The organism is Pseudomonas sp. E45-MNA-CIBAN-0222, assembly GCF_040310405.1.
Taxonomy (GTDB): Bacteria; Pseudomonadota; Gammaproteobacteria; order Pseudomonadales; family Pseudomonadaceae; genus Stutzerimonas; species Stutzerimonas stutzeri_AC.
The window spans coordinates 222,915-242,059 of record NZ_JBEOPU010000001.1; the positions used below are offsets into that span (position 1 = coordinate 222,915).

General features: G+C 60.4%; 19 protein-coding genes. 8 read left to right on the forward strand and 11 right to left on the reverse strand.

What is annotated here, in order from left to right:
- Positions 1–35: 35 nt before the first annotated feature.
- Positions 36–842, reverse strand: coding sequence for a TatD family hydrolase (locus tag AAEZ08_RS00985; RefSeq protein WP_003284553.1), 807 nt, complete (start codon positions 840–842; stop codon positions 36–38).
- Between the two features lie 169 nt (positions 843–1,011).
- On the opposite strand from AAEZ08_RS00985, the gene AAEZ08_RS00990 reads away from it, so the two are divergent.
- Positions 1,012–2,427, forward strand: a complete 1,416-nt coding sequence (locus AAEZ08_RS00990; RefSeq protein WP_003284554.1) for an MltF family protein — start codon at positions 1,012–1,014, stop codon at positions 2,425–2,427.
- 6 nt (positions 2,428–2,433) lie between these two features.
- Here AAEZ08_RS00990 and AAEZ08_RS00995 read toward each other — a convergent pair whose 3' ends face one another.
- The 5 genes from AAEZ08_RS00995 to AAEZ08_RS01015 form a co-directional block, all read right to left on the reverse strand.
- Entirely contained in the window at positions 2,434–3,450 is a 1,017-nt protein-coding gene (locus AAEZ08_RS00995; RefSeq protein WP_003284556.1) for a lipase secretion chaperone, read from the reverse strand.
- 81 nt (positions 3,451–3,531) lie between these two features.
- Entirely contained in the window at positions 3,532–4,467 is a 936-nt protein-coding gene (locus tag AAEZ08_RS01000) for a triacylglycerol lipase (protein ID WP_102819689.1), read from the reverse strand.
- Positions 4,468–4,776: 309 nt separating this feature from the next.
- Positions 4,777–5,274 (reverse strand): transcription elongation factor GreB, encoded by a 498-nt coding sequence (greB, locus tag AAEZ08_RS01005; RefSeq protein ID WP_003284558.1) that lies wholly within the window; start codon positions 5,272–5,274, stop codon positions 4,777–4,779.
- A gap of 39 nt (positions 5,275–5,313) precedes the next feature.
- Positions 5,314–7,818 carry an ABC transporter permease gene (locus tag AAEZ08_RS01010; protein WP_003284559.1) on the reverse strand — a complete coding sequence of 835 codons (2,505 nt, stop codon included), beginning with the start codon at positions 7,816–7,818 and terminating at the stop codon, positions 5,314–5,316.
- Positions 7,815–8,501: an ABC transporter ATP-binding protein gene (locus AAEZ08_RS01015; RefSeq protein WP_003284560.1), complete on the reverse strand. Its 687-nt coding sequence runs from the start codon at positions 8,499–8,501 to the stop codon at positions 7,815–7,817. The genes AAEZ08_RS01010 and AAEZ08_RS01015 overlap by 4 nt, the downstream gene beginning before the upstream one ends.
- A gap of 11 nt (positions 8,502–8,512) precedes the next feature.
- Here AAEZ08_RS01015 and AAEZ08_RS01020 point away from each other — a divergent pair, with 11 nt between their 5' ends.
- The 3 genes from AAEZ08_RS01020 to AAEZ08_RS01030 all read left to right on the forward strand — a co-directional run bounded on the left by AAEZ08_RS01020 (position 8,513) and on the right by AAEZ08_RS01030 (position 10,476).
- The gene (locus AAEZ08_RS01020) at positions 8,513–9,118 is read left to right on the forward strand and encodes an arylesterase (protein WP_003284562.1); all 606 of its coding nucleotides are present in this window, start codon (positions 8,513–8,515) and stop codon (positions 9,116–9,118) included.
- Between the two features lie 43 nt (positions 9,119–9,161).
- On the forward strand, positions 9,162–9,443 hold the full coding sequence (locus AAEZ08_RS01025) for a hypothetical protein (protein ID WP_003284563.1): 282 nt from the start codon (positions 9,162–9,164) through the stop codon (positions 9,441–9,443).
- Between the two features lie 67 nt (positions 9,444–9,510).
- Positions 9,511–10,476, forward strand: coding sequence for a L,D-transpeptidase family protein (locus tag AAEZ08_RS01030; RefSeq protein ID WP_003284565.1), 966 nt, complete (start codon positions 9,511–9,513; stop codon positions 10,474–10,476).
- 62 nt (positions 10,477–10,538) lie between these two features.
- On the opposite strand, the gene AAEZ08_RS01035 is transcribed toward AAEZ08_RS01030, so the two are convergent.
- Entirely contained in the window at positions 10,539–10,793 is a 255-nt protein-coding gene (locus AAEZ08_RS01035; protein ID WP_003284566.1) for an Lpp/OprI family alanine-zipper lipoprotein, read from the reverse strand.
- A 390-nt stretch (positions 10,794–11,183) separates the two neighbouring features.
- On the opposite strand from AAEZ08_RS01035, the gene AAEZ08_RS01040 reads away from it, so the two are divergent.
- Positions 11,184–11,477 (forward strand): GNAT family N-acetyltransferase, encoded by a 294-nt coding sequence (locus tag AAEZ08_RS01040; RefSeq protein ID WP_003284567.1) that lies wholly within the window; start codon positions 11,184–11,186, stop codon positions 11,475–11,477.
- 30 nt (positions 11,478–11,507) lie between these two features.
- On the opposite strand, the gene AAEZ08_RS01045 is transcribed toward AAEZ08_RS01040, so the two are convergent.
- Entirely contained in the window at positions 11,508–12,584 is a 1,077-nt protein-coding gene (locus tag AAEZ08_RS01045) for a 3-deoxy-7-phosphoheptulonate synthase (protein ID WP_003284568.1), read from the reverse strand.
- 265 nt (positions 12,585–12,849) lie between these two features.
- Here AAEZ08_RS01045 and AAEZ08_RS01050 point away from each other — a divergent pair, with 265 nt between their 5' ends.
- On the forward strand, positions 12,850–13,806 hold the full coding sequence (locus tag AAEZ08_RS01050; protein ID WP_003284570.1) for a putative 2-dehydropantoate 2-reductase: 957 nt from the start codon (positions 12,850–12,852) through the stop codon (positions 13,804–13,806).
- A 177-nt stretch (positions 13,807–13,983) separates the two neighbouring features.
- Positions 13,984–14,958, forward strand: coding sequence for an HTH-type transcriptional regulator CysB (gene cysB, locus AAEZ08_RS01055; RefSeq protein WP_003284571.1), 975 nt, complete (start codon positions 13,984–13,986; stop codon positions 14,956–14,958).
- Between the two features lie 88 nt (positions 14,959–15,046).
- Here the strand turns inward: cysB and AAEZ08_RS01060 are convergent, their stop codons facing one another.
- Complete coding sequence (locus AAEZ08_RS01060; RefSeq protein WP_181066440.1) at positions 15,047–15,781, reverse strand: phosphoadenylyl-sulfate reductase; 735 nt, start codon at positions 15,779–15,781, stop codon at positions 15,047–15,049.
- A gap of 191 nt (positions 15,782–15,972) precedes the next feature.
- On the opposite strand from AAEZ08_RS01060, the gene thrH reads away from it, so the two are divergent.
- Positions 15,973–16,590, forward strand: coding sequence for a bifunctional phosphoserine phosphatase/homoserine phosphotransferase ThrH (gene thrH / locus AAEZ08_RS01065; RefSeq protein ID WP_003284573.1), 618 nt, complete (start codon positions 15,973–15,975; stop codon positions 16,588–16,590).
- A gap of 133 nt (positions 16,591–16,723) precedes the next feature.
- On the opposite strand, the gene pabB is transcribed toward thrH, so the two are convergent.
- Together pabB and AAEZ08_RS01075 are read right to left on the reverse strand one after the other, a co-directional pair.
- Complete coding sequence (gene pabB / locus AAEZ08_RS01070) at positions 16,724–18,100, reverse strand: aminodeoxychorismate synthase component I (protein WP_500123567.1); 1,377 nt, start codon at positions 18,098–18,100, stop codon at positions 16,724–16,726.
- A 59-nt stretch (positions 18,101–18,159) separates the two neighbouring features.
- Complete coding sequence (locus tag AAEZ08_RS01075) at positions 18,160–19,143, reverse strand: alpha-L-glutamate ligase-like protein (protein WP_058064561.1); 984 nt, start codon at positions 19,141–19,143, stop codon at positions 18,160–18,162.
- Positions 19,144–19,145 lie beyond the last annotated feature (2 nt).

A 19,145-nucleotide genomic window follows, 5' to 3' on the forward strand; every position in this document is an offset into this window, starting at 1 on the left:
GCCGCGGCAGGCAGACCTTGAGCAAAAAATGTGAATCAGTCGAGGTCGGGCAAGCCGAAGAATGCGCGGGCGCAGCGAGTCGTGTGCTCAGCGAGTTGTACTTCGCTTTCGCCACGATGCAGCGCCACCTCGCGCAGCACCTCTGGCAGATAAGCCGGTTGGTTCTGTCCGCTTTTGGGCTTTGGTCGCAGGCTGCGTGGTAACAGGTAGGGGGCGTCGCTTTCCAGCATCAGCCGACCCTCGGGAATGTCCTTCATAAGCGGATGCAGGTGCGTGCCGCGACGCTCGTCGCAGATCCAGCCGGTAATGCCAATGTGTAGATCTAGGTCGAGATAGGCGTATAGCGCTGGTTTCTCGCCGGTGAAGCAGTGCACCACTGCGGCGCTCAACTGGTCACGGAACGGACGCAGAATCGCGACTAGCCGTTCGCTGGCGTCGCGCTCGTGAAGGAAGACTGGCAGCTGCAATTCGACGGCGAGCTGTAACTGTTCCTCCAGTGCGCGCTCTTGCTGCGGCCGCGGCGAGAAATCGCGGTTGAAATCCAATCCGCACTCGCCGACTGCACGCGTCTCGGGCTCGCCCAGCAGGCCGCGCAGCTGACTGAGGCTATCGGTCGTCCACTGGCTCGCATCATGCGGATGCACACCTGCGGTACTGAATAGATGCAGGCGGGACTCGTCCAGTTGGCGACAGAGCATGAGTGCAGCTTCACTTTCCGCCAAGCTAGTTCCAGTTAGCACCATCTGCATGACGCCAGCCGCTTTGGCGCGCTCGACAACCGCGGATGGGTCGGAAGCGAATGTCGGATGAGTCAGATTGACCCCGATGTCGATAAGTTGCATTGCAACCTCATGATGTAAATTCAATGTAAATCATATGGATAGAGGATATATCTAAAGCACTTGTAGAGCACGAGCTGGCGGAATTTTCCGACCTGTGAGAACCTTTGCCACCCTCGCGGGCAGGGACACCGCGTTAGCGTTCCTGCGTCTTCAGACCGGTGCATCCTTGATGTCACGATTGCTGTCACTTCTGTTCTGCCTGCTGCTGGTGTTATCACCGGTCATGGCGAGCGCTCGCGTAGCGGGCCCCGAGGCCTGGCAGTCGACTGACACGGTACGTGATCTGGCCGAGATTCGCCGCAGTGGCGTATTGCGGGTGCTGGTCAACCAGAGCCGCAATAGCTCCGGCGAAGTGAAGGGCGAGGCAATCGGCGTGGAGTACGCGCGTCTGCGCGCCTTCGAGCAGCACCTGAACCGCGACGCCGCATCCGGACGGTCCATTACCCTCAAAATCATTCCCAAAGCCAAGGATCAGTTGCTCGCGGCGCTGCAGCGCGGCGAGGGTGATCTGGTTGCGCCAGGGGAATTGCTACCGCTGGCGGGAATGAAGGATGTCAGCCGTAGTCGGCCGGTGGTTAGCGACGTATCACTGGTGTTGGTCGGGCGGCAGGGCGGCCCGCGCTACCAGCGGCTGGAGCAGCTTTCCGGGCGCAGTCTTGCGTTGCCGCCTGGTAGCGCCGCAGGGCCGGCGCTGGCGCGCCTGAACAAACAGTTGATGGAGCGCAAGCTGGCGCCCATCGTCGTCGAGTGGGTCGACCCCACGCTGGCTGTCGAGGATGTGCTGGAAATGGTGCAGGCGGGGGTCTATCCGGCCACTGTTGTCGAACAGCCCATTGCCAAACGTTGGGCCAAGGTCATGCCGAAGCTGCGTATCGATCAGCACCTTAGTTTGGGCGACAAGGCCAGCATGCACTGGTTCGTGCGCAAGGATGCCAGCATGCTGCGCGCCAGCGCCGACCGCTTTCTCAAGGGCTTCGATCTGCCGGATAACCAGGACGCCGCTTTCGAGCGTGTCTATCGGCGTCTGTACAAGGTGCAATACCCCCTCGACCGCGTCGGGCGTCAGCGTTTGGAGAAGGTTCGTCCAACGCTGCAGCGGTATGCCGAACAGATCGAACTGGACTGGCTGAACCTTGCCGCACTGGCATTCAAGGAATCCACGCTGAATCCGGCAGCCCGGGGTGCTGGAGGTGCGACCGGGTTGATGCAGGTTACGCCGGCGACTGCCCGTGCGATGGGCGTGAGCAATATCCAGCAGCTCGACAATAACGTGCAGGCCAGTGCCAAGTACTTGGCGAACATCCGCCGTAACCACTTCGCCAGTCCGCGCCTGAACGAGCGCGAGCGTATGGCGTTCATCCTCGCCGCCTACAACCTCGGCCCCCAGCGGGTGCAGAGCATGCGCGCCGAGGCCCGTAGGCGCGGCCTCAATCCGGATCAGTGGTTTTTCCAGGTCGAGCGTATCGCCATGGAAACCGTTGGTATGGGCGTCGTGGCCTACGTCAATAGCGTCAATAAGTACTACCTGGCCTACCAGCGCGAGCGCTATTTGCTGGAAGCTGACCGCAAGACGGCGGCCAACTGATCAGTCTCAGCGTGCCGCAGCACGCAACTCCTGCTGCTGATTCGCAGCGACGAGCCGCAAGCGTTCGCTGTCGTTGAAATGCTCAGCCTCCAAGCGCTCGATAGCGCTACGGCGCTCGACATCATCCAGGCCGCGAGTGACCTCAATGCGCTGCCGTTCCTCCTTGTATCTGGCGACTCGCTGTTGCCATTGCTGGCGCTGTTGATCCAGCGCCTCCAGGCGTTCAGCTGCCGCAGAGCCCACCAGCTGCTGGCGTAGCTGCCGGACTTGCTGGGCGCTTGCACCGCTTGCCAGCAATGCGGCGCTTTGCTCGCGCAGTTCGGTCTGTAGTTGCGGCACGAGCAGGTCCTGCAATTCGCTGGGCAAACCGGCGCGCAGCTGGTCGATGGCTCGGCCCTTGGCATCACTGTCCAGTGCAGGGTTGGACCGAATGACCAGGCGCTCCAGGTTGAAGCGATCATAAGCTTCGTCTAGCGCGAAGAAGGCTTGGTGTACGGCAGGATCAAGTACGCGCGCGCGCAATGCCTGTACTGCAGCCAAGCGCTGACGTATCGCCGGAAGGTTTGGAGCTCGCGCGTAAGATGCCTCCAAATCAAGGAGTTGTCGCTTGTAGTTGAGGTACTGGTTTAGAACGGTAATGGCTTGGCTTCGGGCTGGCTCCGATAGCTCGGCGCCAATGTGGCGGCGCAATCGTTCGATGCTGCTTTTGAGCGGCTCTTCACCGATGGCTGCGAGAAAGTAATCGAATATCTGGCGGGTTTCTGCACCGACGATGAGGTTGCCGGCATTGTCCAGGCGGAATTGGCCGTCGATCTGCGTGCCTTTGAACGAGGAAGGGAGCTTTGTTTGGGGCTGCGCCGCTGTGGTTTTCCGCTGGTATAAGGCAGGCGGTAATGAGGCCGTGGTCGTCGAGGCGGAGGTCGATTGAGTGGTAGTGGGGGGTGGGCTGGACGCTGATCTGCCTAGCATGATGGTCAGGCTTAGCGCGGCGACCAGCGCCAGCAGAACGATGTATCGATTCATGGAGATGCCTTGTGAAGGTGGTCGGGATCATGATCCCGACCAGGTTCATGGAAGCTGTGAAACCTTGGCTCGGTTGCTTCGCTAGAGTCCGGCGTTCTTCAGGCGGTTGGCATGCTGGCGATAGATGCTGACCGGGTCGGTTTCGAACAGGCTGGTAAGCCCCATGAATTGATTGACTTCGTCCAGGTGATTCATCCGGTAGTTATCGCGGATCACCATGCCAAGGTGCGAGCTGCACCGCCCGACCAAGCCATCGTTCGGTCCACTGAACGCCAGTGAGCCCGCCCCCATCATGGCGTCGCTGATATCCAGCGGGTTGGTCAGTGGGCTGGTGCCACTCCAGGAGTAGTAGTGCACGCCATTGACCTTGTAGGCGCCTTCGCCGCATTCACTGGTAGGGATGCCCTGCGGGAACTTGGCGTTGAAACGCGCAGCGCCTTCGCTATTGAGCGACTCCAGCGTACCCAGAGAGTCCTGCGGAGCGGTGCTGGAACTGCCGGACAGGAAGTTGATGAAAGTACCCATGGCATTCACCAGGCCCGCGACGATGGCTTCGCCGGATGAGCCCTCGGGGATATTGCGTATCAGGTCGGCTACGTCCGAACCCTTGTGCGGTGCGCCGACGCTGGTCACCGAGGCGATCAGGTCCGGTCGAATGCCGGCCACATAGCGCACGGTGGGTCCACCATGGCTGTGCCCAACCAGATTGACTTTGGGCTTGCCGCTGATCGCGACAATCTCCTCGACCTGCGCCAACAGCTCCTCACCGCGCAGTTCGGAGGTATTGAGTTGACTGACCTCCGTAACGTAGACCTGCGCACCGTCGCGGCGCAGCGCGCTGGGAATGCCGTACCAGTAGTCGATACCCAGCAGGCTGTCGAAGCCAAGCATGCCGTGGGCGAGCACGATCGGGTATTTCGTTGCGGTGTAGCCGCTGCCGGTTGCAGCGTATGCCTGACCGGTAAGCGCCAATGCGCCTCCGATGCAGAGGGCGAGCAAGGTTTTGTTCTTGTTCATGGACGCACTCTTCGAATGTGAATCGGGCTGGGCAGTCCCTTGCCGTTCACCGCGCATGGCGCGTACTGCGCGAGGTCAGGCGCAGCATTCGTGCCAGAACCTCCCAATATGAGGCGCGTGCGCTCTAGATGGGGAGTCGCGGAGGGGATGATATTGCAGTGCTATCTATGCTCGCCGTTGCAACTGTTACCAAGCGAAACGGAAAATGGGTGAGAAAGTGCTATTTGCGTTAGTTCGCCGAAGATGCTCATAAAAATACAGCGTTATCGGCGAAGTTTTTGACCGAGCATTCATCTTATGACCTTGCGGTCATGGATATTCAATAGCCACCACGTACCAGAGCTTCATGCCGGTGGGGGTCTGCACTTGCACTTCGGCGTCCAGCGCCTTACCTACCAGTGCACGGGCCAGCGGCGAGTCGATGCTGATCAGCCCCTGCCGAAGATCCAGCTCGTCAGGACCGACGATCCGATAGCGGGACTCTTCTCCGTCTTCATCTTCCAGCGTCACCCAGGCGCCGAAATACACCTTGTTCGGATCGCTAGGGCGTTCGCCAACCACCTTGAGCTTTTCCAAACGCTTGGTGAGGAAACGCACGCGGCTGTCGATTTCTCGCAGCATCTTCTTGCCATAGGTGTACTCGGCATTCTCCGAGCGATCGCCTTGTGCCGCTGCCTCACTTACCGATTGAGTCACCTGCGGACGTATGACATGCCAGAGTTCGTGAAGCTCGGCGCGTAGCCGGGCTTCGCCCTCGGGGGTGATCAAGGGCGTGCCGGCCGGGCGTGGTGGGCGGTAACGGCTCATGGATTTGCGACCTTGCTGAAAAGCGCCGATTGTACTGCTTCAGTTCTCGCGCAGTACGGTCAGCGGGCTTACGTTGAGCGCTCTGCGTGTGCCGATTAGGCCTGCGCCACCGACCAGCAGCGCCCCGATCAATGGCAGCACCAGCAGCCACGGGTGCGGCTGCCAGCGCAGATCGAATGCGTAGTGATAGAGCAGGGCGCTGACCAGTTCGCAGCCGAGCGCAGCCAGCAGACCGCTAGCCGCGCCGAGCAAGCCGAACTCTGCCCGGCGCGCACGAAGGAGTAACCGTCGCTCTGCACCTAGGGCCCGCAACAACGCACCCTGGCGGATGCGTTCGTCCAGCGTGGCCTGCAGCCCGGCGAACAGGACCGCCAAGCCGGCGGCCAGCACGAAGAGCAACACGTACTCCACCGCCAGCGATACCTGCGCAAGGATGCTGCGCAGCTGCGCCAATAGCGCTTCTACTTGCAGGAGTGTGACCGAGGGGAATGCGCGGGCCAGCTCTACCAGCTCTCGCTCCTTGCCGGGTGGCAGATGGAAGCTGGTCATGTAGGTGGCGGGCATTCCCTGTAGCGTGTCCGGCTCGAAAATCATGTAGAAATTGGGCTGGAAGCTGTCCCAATTGACTTCGCGCAGGCTGGTGACGTTGGCTTCACGGGTCAGGCCGCCGATGGTGAACGACAGGCGATCACCGAGCTTCAATTGCAAGCTTTCGGCAAGCTCGACTTCTACCGACACGCCAGGGACGTCGTTCGCCTCACCAGTGGTCCACCACTGTCCGGAGACCAGATGATTGTCCTTCGGAAGATCGGCCGCCCAGGTCAAGCTGAGATCGCGGCGAATGGCGCGCTCACCCTGGGACTCCTTGCTCACCAGTTGGCGTACGGGTTCGTCGTTGATGGAAATCAATCGACCCGGAACGACCGGATACAGCGGTGCGGCGTGACTGGAAAGGGCCGCGATACGTTCGGCAAAAGCGTCCTTTTCCGCTGGCAGGACATTCAGAACGAAGTGGTTGGGTGCGTTATCCGGCAGCTGCTCCTGCCAGGTATCGAGCAACTCGCCACGCAGCAGCGCAATCAGCGCCATGGCCAGCAGGATCAGGCCGAAGGCAAGTGCCTGTCCGGCGGCGGCCAATGGATGCCGCAGTAACTGGCCGAGGCCGAGGCGCCAGCTCAACGACGCGCCTGCCAGCAGGCGCCGCATGGCCTTCAGGCCCAACAGAAGCAGACCACCAAGCAGCAATGTGGCGAGCAGGCCGCCGCCGAGCAGTGCCAGCGTGATCTTCAGATCAAGGCTCAGCCGCCACATGATCAGCCCGAGAGCAAAGATCGCGGTGCCATAGACCAGCCAGGCGCTTGGGGGGACAGGCAGCATGTCGCGGCGCAGCACGCGCAGCGGCGGCACGCGCCCCAGGCCCGCCAGCGGCGGCAGGGCAAAGCCAGCCAATGCCACCAGCCCGGTCGCGATACCGGCAGCTGCAGGCCAGATGCCCCCGGGTGGTATTTCCTGCGCGAGTAAATCGCGCAAAAGGAAGAACAGCCCGTGTTGCGCAGCCCAGCCGAGCAGCGCTCCAGTAAAACTGGCAAGTAAACCGAGCATGCCCAGTTGCAGCGCGTAGAGCAGCAGGGCGTCATGTCGGGAAAGGCCCAGGCAGCGCAGCAATGCACTGGAGTCGAAGCGGCGCGTGGCGAACCGGGCGGCGGAGAGGGCAACTGCCACCCCGGCCAGCAGAATCGCGGCAAGACTGGCGAGGTTCAGGTAGCGCTCGGCGCGGCCAAGCGCGCCGCCGATTTGGCGATTACTGTCGTTGGCCGTTTCGATGCGCTGATGTGCTTGTAGCGCTGCCTCAACAGACTGTTGATAGGTCGCCAGTGCGGTGCTATCGCCGCGCCATAGCTCGCGATAGCGAACACGGCTTCCCGGCTGCACGACGCCGGTCGCTTCCAGGTCATCGAGGTGCATCAGGACGCGTGGAGTCAGGCTGTAGAAGTCACCGACCCGGTCCGGCTCGTAAGTGAGCACGCGGGTAAGACGCAGCAGCTTGTTGCCGACTTCGATGTCGTCACCGATTGCCAGGTCCAGGGCCGCGAACAGTCGCGCTTCGGCCCAGGCTTCTCCGGGTGCCGGCCCCGTCCCTGGCTGCTCGGCCTCATAGGGCTGAGCTGCGCTGCGCAGGGTGCCTCGCAGTGGATAGCTGCTGCTCGCAGCCTTGACGCTGGCGAGTTGCAAGTCCTGTTCGGTCGCGATGACGCTGGAAAACTCAACGACCTGAGCATGATCCAGGCCCAGCGCCGTGCCCGCCTGGATCTGCTCAGGCGCAGCTGGTGCGCTGCCGTTGAGTACCAGGTCGGCACCCAGAAACTCGCTGGCCCTCAGCAGCATCGCGTCGTTCAAACGGGCGCCGAAGTAGCCGATCGCAGTGCTGGCAGCCACAGCCACCACCAGCGCGAAAAACAGCACACGAAGCTCGCCAGCGCGGGCGTCACGCATTAATTGTCGGAAAGCCAGGGCAAGCAGCCGAGCCTTGGGCATGCGCATCATTCGGCTGACTCGGCAGCGATCTGTCGGCCAGCTTCGAGGCGAATCATGCGATGGCACCGTTTGGCCAGGCGCTCATCGTGGGTTACCAGCACCAGGGTGGTTCCGCGTTCACGATTGAGCTCGAAAAGTAGTTCCGTGACATGGGCGCCGGTGTGGGTGTCGAGATTGCCGGTGGGTTCATCGGCAAACAGCACGTCAGGTTCCGCGGCGAACGCGCGGGCGAGGGCGACACGTTGCTGCTCACCCCCCGAGAGCTGACGCGGATAGTGATGCAGGCGCTCGCCCAGGCCGACGCGGCCGAGCAGTTCGGTGGCACGTTCACGGGCATCACGACGGCCATCCAGCTCAAGCGGCAACATGACGTTCTCCAGCGCGTTCAGGCTGTCCAGTAGCTGGAACGACTGAAAGACGAAACCGACGTGTTCAGCACGCACGCGCGCTCGCTGATCTTCGTCGAGCGCGGCCAGCGCATGGCCGGCGAGGTGCACTTCGCCCGAGCTCGGCAGATCGAGCCCGGCCAGCAGGCCGAGCAGCGTTGACTTTCCAGAGCCCGAAGTGCCAACGATGGCAAGGCTGTCGCCCTTAGCCAGTTGCAGGGAGAGGTCGGCCAGGATGCTCAGCTCGCCTTCCGCGCTGGGTACCACTTTGTTAAGGTTCCGGGCGTCGAGAATGTTGCCGCTCATGAGGGGATCCGATGCGAAGTTGGCTGAAATGCGGGGCTCTGGCGCTGCTGTGCTGGACTCAGGGAGCCCTGGCCGGAACCGTTCTGGTGGTCGGGGATAGTATCAGCGCCGCTTTCGGGCTGGAAACAAGCCAGGGCTGGGTGCATCTGCTACAGGAGCGCCTGGTCGAAGAGGATGAATCATGGCGGGTAGTGAATGCCTCGATCAGCGGCGACACCACGGCTGGCGGGCTCGCGCGGCTCGAGCCACTGCTTGCTGAGCACACGCCTGAGGTGGTCATTCTGGAGCTCGGTGGCAACGATGGCTTGCGCGGCCAGGCTCCGGGGCAATTGAAACAGAATCTTGCCGAGATGATTGATCGCAGCCGTAATGCAGGTGCGCAAGTGTTGTTACTGGGCATGCGCATGCCACCCAATCTCGGGCAGCGTTACACCCGCGCTTTCGCTGATGCGTTCGACTCGCTCGCTGCCGAGAAAACCGTCGCCTATGTGCCATTCCTGCTCGAGGGTGTTGGCGGTGTCGCGGGCATGATGCAGGCCGATGGTATTCACCCGACTGCCGAGGCGCAGTATCTACTGCTCAAGACAGTCTGGCCGGAGCTCAAACCCTTGCTTTGAGGCGTGCGCGCAGCTACTGTCGCGCCCTCGATTGGAGCCTCAGATGTCGCGCTCAGCCAGGACCCTTTACGCTTATCGAATCATCGTGCCAGACGAACAGTACGACATGTTCGCCTGCCGCGAAAATCGACTGCATCTGGCGTCACGGCAGCTTGAGCTGAGCGGCAATGCCGACCGTACGCTATGCGGTGGTTTGTTGCCGGCGCAGCCCCGCTGGAGGGAACTGGAGCGCGCGATGCTCAAGGATCGGCAGCTGTGCCCCAACTGCCGGCAACTGCTGGAAGCACGACGCAAGGGCCTTCCGTCCGCCACTGCTGCCTGGTAGCTCAAGTTTCGCTCGGTTCAAGTACAATCGCTCCATTTCCATAATCCAAATCTTCAAGGATTTCTGAATGCTCTCGCGCGCGTTTGCAGTCGCCTCCTGTTTGTCATTCGCTGCTTTGCTTTCGGCAGGCACCAGTGCGGCGCTCGAGCTGCCGCTGCCGCCTGAGGGTGATGACATCGTCGGTCAGATTCAGGTCATCAAGGCCAAATATGAAGACACCTTCGCCGCCATTGGTGAGACCTATGACCTGGGTTACCTTGAGCTGGTGGCTGCCAACCCTGGCGTCGACCCCTGGCTACCCGGCGAGGGCACCGACATCATTCTGCCAACCCGTTTCATCCTGCCGCCAGGTCCTCGTGAAGGAATCGTGATCAATATTGCCGAGTACCGTCTGTACTACTACCCGGAAGGCAAGAACGTCGTGCATACCTTCCCGCTCGGCATCGGCCGTGAAGGCTGGGGATCACCCGTTGGCAATACCCGTATTTCTGCCATGACCAGCAACCCTGCCTGGTATCCGCCTCAGTCGATTCGTGATGAGCACGCAGCTGACGGTGACCCGTTGCCCAGGGTGGTACCGCCGGGCCCGGATAACCCGCTCGGGCCATACAAGATGACCCTGGCGCTGCCGGGATACCTGATCCATGGTTCGAACAAGAAATTCGGTATTGGCATGCGCGTCAGCCACGGCTGTTTCCGCATGCTCAATCACAACGTGCTCGAGCTGTCGAAGATGGTCAAGGTGGGTACGCCTGTGCGTATCGTCGACGAGCCTTACAAGTTCGGGATCAGCGACGGCAAGGTCTATCTTGAGGCGCACGCGCCGCTGGTAGAGGGTGATCAGCAAGCGCTGACCCTGATGGACAAGCACGCCGTCGTCATCAATACGCTTCTCAAGCGCGACGAGGCTGCCGGCAAGCTACATCTGGACTGGGAGATGGTGCGCGAGATCATCGCTGGAGAGGATGGACTGCCGATTCAGATTGCCGAGCAGAGGACTGAGGTAGTTGCGCAAGAGGAACAGTTGTTCTGACGAGTGTTCTGAGCGCATAAAAAAGCCGACCTGAAAGGTCGGCTTTTTTTATTGCTACAAGCTTACTTGCGGCTTGCGCGTTCCAGCATACGCAGAGCACGCTCGTTGGCTTCGTCAGCAGTCTGCTGAGCCTTCTGAGCGGCGGCCATAGCTTCGTCGGCCTTGCTGTACGCTTCGTCAGCGCGAGCCTGGGCGCGGGCAGCGGCGTCTTCAGTCGCGGTCAGGCGAGCTTCGCTTTCTTTAGTCATGCTGTTGCTGCAACCGGTAGCCAGAACTGCGGCCAGAGCCAGAGCAGAGAATTTCAGAACGTTGTTCATCTTGTTCCCCTTAAGGTGGAAATCCATAAAGCAACTTCCGTTATGGAAAGTTTGCGCGCACATACTACCTATAACTTAGCTTAAGTAAACGGAGCCGATGGTAGCGCTCCTGCTTTTTTTTCCGGTACTGCGTTCAGTTCAGTGCTCATGTCGACAAGTTGGATGAAAAACATCCAATGGATGTCGTTTACATAGGCGCTTAGTTGCCAGATTCTCCGATTGGCCGAAAGTTCCTGTTGTAGGGTGCGCAAATAATGCTCAACGGGAGACTGGTCGAACCGGATGGAAACGGGTAGAAAGACAATCCAAAGCATGTTCGGTGGCGGCTGAAAGCGATTGCCGTGACCAAGCGATAACAAGAAGACAGGACAATCCTGCTAAGGAGTCGATATGAGCGATATGGTGCAGGTCCACCACGACCTGGCTGGCCATCGCTTCGAGGCCAAGATCGATGGCCATTGCGCCTATCTGGTGTATATGGACCTGGGCAAGCAGACCTTGGATATATATCGCACCTTCGTCCCGGATGCGTTGCGCGGGCGCGGCATCGCGGCGGTGCTTGCGCAACACGCCCTCGATTATGCCGAGCGCGAGGGCTATCAGGTCATCCCTTCGTGTTCATACGTCGAGCGCTATATCGAACGCAATCGACCGCTGTCGGACCGGGTCGAACCCAATCCATAAAAAAACGCCGGGAGACCGGCGTTTTTGGCTTCAGTTGCGCTGTCGTCTGGGCAGCACATCCTTGAGCTTGTCGTGCATGCTCATCACTGCTTTCTCTGTGGTTTCCCAATCAATACAGGCATCGGTGATCGATACGCCGTACTTGAGGTCGCACAGATCTTTCGGGATCGACTGGTTGCCCCAACCGAGGTGGCTTTCCACCATAAGTCCGACAATGGAGTTGTTACCTTCCAGGATCTGATTGGCGACGTTATCCATTACCAGCGGCTGCAGGGCTGGGTCCTTGTTGGAGTTAGCGTGGCTGCAGTCGATCATGACGTTGGGGCGGATACCGGCCTTGCTCAGTTCCTGCTCGCACACCGCGACGCTGACCGAGTCGTAGTTAGGCTTGCCGTTGCCGCCGCGGAGCACGACGTGGCCATAGTTGTTGCCCTTGGTGGTGACGATGGAAACGCCGCCGGACTGGTTGATACCGAGGAAACGGTGCGGGCTGGAAACCGATTGCAGGGCATTGATGGCCACTGTCAGGCTGCCGTCGGTGCCGTTCTTGAAGCCGACCGCCGAGGACAAGCCCGAGGCCATCTCACGGTGTGTCTGGGACTCGGTAGTACGGGCGCCGATGGCCGACCAGCTGATCAGGTCCTGCAGGTATTGCGGGGAAATCGGATCGAGTGCTTCGGTCGCGGTGGGCAGGCCCATCTCGGCGAGATCGAGCAGCAGCTTGCGGCCGATGTGCAGGCCGTCCTGGATCTTGAACGAGTCGTCCATGTACGGATCGTTGATCAGACCTTTCCAGCCGACGGTGGTGCGTGGCTTCTCGAAATACACCCTCATGACCAGGAACAGGCTGTCCGAAACCTTTTCCGCCAGCACCTTCAGCCGCTCGGCGTACTCGTGGGCGGCCTTCAGATCGTGAATGGAGCAGGGTCCAATCACTATGAACAGGCGGTGATCCTTGCCGTCGAGAATGTCACGTACGACCTGCCGCCCGTGGGATACGGTCTGCAGGGCGGAGGCGGTCAGCGGGATTTCACGCTTCAGTTGCTCCGGCGTGATCAGAGTCACGTTGGAGGCAACGTTAAGGTCGTCGATTGGTAAATCAGCCATTTGTTACTCGTCAGGGATCACGGGAGCCGTCCGCCAGCCATCCCGGTGCGGCGGAACATAGCGTGAGGGCGCAGCGGGGAAACGGAACCTTAGCGCTAAAGGGCGAAATCGACAACGAGATTGATGGCCTATTGCGGCGTTCCGCGCGGACAGCCGTTGGCCTGCAGGGTGCGCTGCTGGGACGCTAGGCGTCGTGCTGCTATCGTTTGGTTTTTCAACTGGTTGGCGCGGTGGACGCGGCCATCCTTCTAATTCTGGAGTGCTTATGTCTGCAGCGAGCCCACGTATCGGCATCGTCGGCACTGGTGCCATCGGTGGTTTCTACGGTCTTATGCTGGCGCGCGCCGGCTACGATGTACATTTTCTGCTGCGCAGCGAATACAGCGCCGTTCGTGAAAGGGGGTTGCGGGTCAATAGCGCCGTTCACGGGTTGTTGGTGTTGGAGCGGCCCCAGGTCTACCGCGATGCGGGACAGATGCCGCAATGCGATTGGCTGCTGGTAGGTACAAAAAGCACAAGCAATGCGGAACTGGCGCCGATCATCGCGCAGCTGGCGGCTCCTGACTGTAAGGTCGTGGTGTTGCAGAACGGATTGGGGGTGGAAGATGTTTTCAGGCCGCTGTTGCCTGAAAGCGTGCATCTACTGGGCGGGCTGTGTGCGATTTGCGCTCATCGGTCAGCGCCCGGCGTAGTCGAGCATCAGGCACTTGGCGGGGTAAATCTCGGTTATCACTCCGGGCCGGCTAGCGCTGACGAACAGGCGCAACTCGCGCTGCTGAACGCAATGGTCGAGATGTTCCGGCAGGCAGGCGTCGACTCGTCGCCGATGCCAAGCTTGGCGCAGGCGCGATGGATGAAGCTGGTGTGGAATGTGCCTTTCAATGGCCTTTCAGCCTTGCTGAACGCCGGCACTGCAGCGCTGCTCGGCAACGAGGACGCGCGCGCGCAGATCAAGGCAATCATGCAGGAAGTGTGCGTGGTGGCGCACGAGTCAGGACATACACTGCCCGAGGATTTTCCGGAAAAACTACTGATGGGCACGGCGCGCATGCCCGATTACCTGCCGAGTATGTATCACGACCGCTTCCAGTCTCGGCCGATGGAGCTTCAGGCTATCTACGCCGCACCGCTCGCCGCCGCGGCACAAGTGGGCGCCGCGATGCCTCGCACGGAAATGCTCTACCACATGCTGCGTTTTCTCGAGCAGCGTGCTGCCGGCTGAGCAAACGCTGCGCCCGCTGTTCGCCGCGCTGCTAAGCTCAATCGGCAGTTGCGACCCTCCGACCAAAGGTTGCACTGCAAAACTCGAGCGGAAGATCTATCATCCGCCAATGCACCGTTCATTTGGTTATAAGTGTTGCGGCAGGCGCAGCGGTGCCTTTGCCTTTGAGGGAACTCTATGAAGCTTCAACAACTGCGTTACATCTGGGAAGTGGCGCACCATGACCTCAATGTTTCGGCGACCGCCCAGAGCCTGTTCACCTCCCAGCCTGGCATCAGCAAACAGATTCGTCTGCTTGAGGATGAACTCGGCGTAGAGGTCTTCGCGCGTAGCGGCAAGCATCTTACGCGGGTGACCCCGGCGGGGGAGCGCATCATCACCACGGCGGGGGAAATCCTGCGCAAGTGCGAGAGCATCAAGCAGATCGCCCAGGAGTTCTCCAACGAGAAAAAAGGAACGCTGAGCATCGCCACCACGCACACCCAGGCACGCTATGCGCTGCCCCAGGTGATCAGCAGCTTCATCAAGCAGTACCCCGACGTGTCGCTGCATATGCACCAGGGCACGCCCATGCAGATTGCAGAGATGGCCGCCGACGGCACCGTCGATTTTGCCATTGCTACCGAGGGGCTCGAGCTGTTCGGTGATCTGGTAATGATGCCCTGCTATCGCTGGAATCGCTGCGTGATCGTCCCCCAGGGGCATCCTTTAGCGAAGCTGGACAAGCTAACTCTGGAGGCGCTTGCCGAGCATCCTATAGTGACTTACGTATTCGGTTTCACCGGTCGTTCCAAGCTCGACGAGGCGTTCGGTCACCGCGGGCTTTCGCCCAAGGTTGTGTTCACGGCCGCCGATGCCGACGTGATCAAAACCTATGTGCGGCTCGGACTAGGGGTTGGGATCGTTGCGCGTATGGCCGTCGATGCCAAACTGGATTCGGATCTGGTGGTGCTGGATGCAAGCGAGCTATTCGAGTCTAGCGTGACCAAAATCGGTTTCCGCCGTGGCACCTTCCTGCGCGGCTTTATGTGCGATTTCATTCAGCAGTTTGCCCCGCATCTGGATCGGGACATGCTGGAACGGGCTGTGCACTGTCGCAACAAGGTGGAGCTGGATGAGCTATTCGACGGGATGGAGTTGCCAACCTACTGATCGGTGATGGCAGCTCGGCACTAGCCGACCTGCCGCACTTGATGCTGCTTGATCTGACGTTGCGTCGCTGCCTCAGATTCAGGCTGTGTCAGTTCTTCGCGATCAGATTCCCGGCGTGCAACCCACACTCTTTATGAGTCGCCTCTTCCCACCACCAGCGGCCTTCGCGTTCATGCTGGTTGGGTAGTACAGGTCGGGTGCACGGCTCGCAGCCAATGCTGATGAAGCCACGCTCGTGCAGGCTGTTGTAGGGGATCTCGAGCATGCGGATATAACCCCAGACTTCCTCACTGGTCATCTGCGCCAATGGGTTGAATTTGTACAGGGTGTTGTCAGGCGTGGAAAACGCGGTATCTACCTCCAGTACCGAAACCTGGCCGCGAGTGCCAGGGCTCTGGTCGCGTCGCTGGCCGGTAGCCCAGGCGCGAACGTTGGCCAGCTTGCGTCGCAGCGGCTCGATCTTGCGAATCCCACAGCACTCACCGTGACCATCCCGGTAGAAGCTGAACAGTCCTTTCTCGTTGACCAGCGGCTGTAGCAATGCGGGATCCGGCGTCATGATGTCAATGGAGATGCTGTAATGGTCACGAACCTGCTCGATGAAACGGTAGGTCTCGCTATGCAGTCGCCCGGTATCAAGGGTGAACACCTTGACGTTCTTGTTCAGCTTCCAGGCCATGTCCAGTAGCACTACGTCTTCCGCGCCGCTGAAGGAAATCCACAGATCATCACCGAATAGGTCGAAGGCGAGCTTTAAAATGTCTTGCGGAGACTTCTCGGCGTAGGCGGCAGCCAACGCTGCGACGTCGATAGATGGGCTCATCAGGCGGCTTCCTTAAAGATTACATCGGCGCTTTGGCGCTCTGAGGCGGCGGATGGTAGCAAAAGGCGTTTATGCCGCTAAATAACGTTTACGCACGCAGATCAACTACTTCGGGTATAAGCCTTGCATTGCTTCGGCTGCGTGCTGCCGTTAGAGTGCCGCCTTCAATTTTCTGCATTGAGGAGTGGCCCGTGGAAATAGCCTGTCTCGACCTGGAAGGTGTGCTGGTTCCGGAAATCTGGATCGCCTTTGCCGAGGCCACCGGAATCGAATCGCTCCGGGCGACCACGCGGGACATTCCCGACTACGACGTGCTGATGAAGCAGCGTCTGCGCATCCTCGATGAACACGGGCTGAAGCTCGCCGACATCCAGAAGGTGATCGCGACCCTGAAGCCGCTGGAAGGCGCCCCGGAGTTTGTCGACTGGCTGCGCGAGCGCTTCCAGGTGGTAATCCTCTCCGACACCTTTTACGAGTTCTCGCAGCCGCTGATGCGTCAGTTGGGCTTCCCGACGCTGCTTTGCCATCGCCTGATCACCGACGAAACGGATCGTGTGGTGGACTATCAGCTGCGCCAGAAAGACCCCAAGCGTCAGTCGGTCATTGCGCTGAAAAGCCTCTACTACCGCGTCATCGCCGCGGGTGATTCGTATAACGACACCACCATGCTCAGCGAAGCCCATGCCGGCATCCTGTTCCATGCTCCGGACAACGTCATCGCCGAGTTCCCGCAGTTCCCGGCAGTGCACACCTTCGACGAGCTGAAGCAGGAATTCCTCAAGGCATCGAACCGCAAGCTGGCGCTCTGACGCAGCGACAAGCTGCAGCCAAAAGCGGCAGGGAAGACAGGCAGGGAGGGCTTTGGCCCGCCACCTCCTGGCCCTGCTGCTCGTTGGTTGGTAACACGGAGCAATATCAGGCGGCAGGTTTCAAAAAGCTTGGCTAATGCTTGTGCGTGCCACTGGCTGGCTTGCAGCATATAGACGCTTCCAGCGTTCTCATCAGAACGCTCACCTTGTCGATCGATTCCTGGTACTCCGCCTGCCAGTCGGAGTCGGCGACGATGCCTCCACCACCCCAGCAGCTGGCTTGCCCCTCGCGGATGAGCAGTGTGCGAATGGCGATGGAGCTGTCCATTTCCCCCCTGACATCGACGTACAGCAACGATCCGCAATAGATTGAGCGGCGCGTTGGTTCCAGCTCGTCGATGATCTGCATCGCGCGGATCTTTGGTGCTCCAGTGATCGAGCCGCCGGGAAAGCTGCCGGCCAGCAGATCGAACGCATCGTGGTCATCGGCAAGTTCGCCGGTCACGCAGCTCACCAGATGATGCACGTTGGGATAGCTTTCCAAGGCGAACAGCTGCGGCACGCGTACGCTACCGATGCGACAGCTACGGCCGAGGTCGTTGCGCAGCAGGTCGACGATCATCAGATTCTCCGCGCGATCCTTGTCGCTGGCGAGCAGCGCTTGCGCTTGCGCAGCATCGCTGCGCTCGTCCGCGCCGCGAGGGCGGGTGCCTTTGATCGGGCGGGTTTCCACGTTCCCCTGCTGCAGGCGCAGGAAGCGCTCCGGCGAGAGGCTTGCAATGGCGCCGTCTTCCAGCGCGACGAAGCCGGCGTACGGCGTCGGGCAAGCTTCTCGCAGCGCGCGATAGGCGCTCCATGGGTCACCTGAGCAGCCGGCACGAAAACGCTGGGTGAAATTGACCTGATAGCAGTCACCGGCCTGGATGTAGGTCTGGATGCGCTCGATGCCGTTCCGATAGCTGTGGACGGACAGGTCGGCTGCGAAACGGTTGTGTAGCCTGAATGGAGCGCTTTCAGCTGTGGGCGCTGAATCGAACAGCGCGATCAGTCGTTTCTGCTCGGATGACGCCGTTGCTGGATGAAACACTAACTGACTGGTCCGCGTCTGATGATCGCTGATCAGCGCCCAGCCATAAAGACCGAAGCGTGCCAAGGGCAATCCGCTGTCGTCAGCTGCGCGCTGCGGCAGCGTCTCGAGGCGCGTCCCGAAGTCGTAGCTCAGCAGGCCTATCAGGCCGCCGGCAAACGGCAGCTCGCAGTTGTCGGGCAGTTCTGCCGGCCCCAGGCCGCGTAATGCGTGGCGCAAGCGCTGGAAGAAATCACGTCCTGACTCATCGTCGCGCGGCTCGAGCACATCCAGCGGCCACGCACTGAGTATGTCGAAGCGGCCACGATCAGCCTTTGGCTTGCCGGAGTCGAGCAGCACCGCGCTAGGGGCGTGGCGAATGCGTGCGAACCAGTGGGCGGGGTCGGCCTGATAGGGCAGGGGGTGCAGCGTGCAGATGGACATGGGTGAGATCAATGAGAGGGCAGTCCGCGAAGATACGCGGACTGTCCTGTTTGCGTCAGTCAGGCGTGGGGAGGGACGTGGCCGAACAGTTCTTGGGAGAACTTCACTCGCTCCTCCGGCGTCTCTTGAATACCTTTCTCTTTGAGCTCTGCCAGCCGATTCTCAACGGCATGCGCACGGTGCGTCAGTCCACAGTCGTTGGCGATCTGGATGTTCAAGCCCGGGCGCGCATTCAGTTCGAGAATGAGCGGCCCCTTATCCTGATCGAGCACCATGTCCACGCCGATATAGCCCAGCCCGCAAAGCTCGTAGCAGGCAGCGCCGAGCTTCATGAAACCGTCCCAGTTTGGCAGCTGCACGCCGTCCACCGCGTTAGTGGTGTCTGGATGCTTGCTGATCTTGTTGTTCAGCCAGGTGCCGCGCAGCGTGATACCGGTGGCCAGATCCACACCGACGCCGATGGCGCCCTGGTGCAGGTTTGCCTTGCCGCCGGATTGCCGGGTGGGCAGGCGCAACATGGCCATGACCGGGTAGCCCATGAGCACGATGATGCGGATGTCCGGCACGCCTTCATAGCTGATGCTCTTGAAGATCGGGTCAGGTGTCACGCGGTATTCGATCAAGGCGCGGTCACGGTGACCGCCCAGGGAGTAGAGGCCGGTGAGGATGTTGGATATCTGGTGCTCGATTTCCTCGTGCGTCAGGATCTTGCCGGACACGGTCTTGTAACGGCCCTCAAAACGATCGGCGATCACCAGGATGCCGTCGCCACCGGCGCCCTGGGCCGGCTTGACGACGAAATCGGTGTGATCCCTGACGATGTCCTTGAGCTTGTCGATGTCCTTTTCGGTCTCGATGACGCCGTACATCTCCGGCACATGAATACCGGCTGCAATGGCCCGTTCCTTGGTGATGATTTTGTCATCGACGATCGGATACAGGTTGCGCTTGTTGTACTTGAGCACGTAGTCCGCGTTACGGCGGTTGATGCCCATGATTCCCTTGGCTTCCAGGGCCTTCCACGTCTTGATCAGACCAAACATGG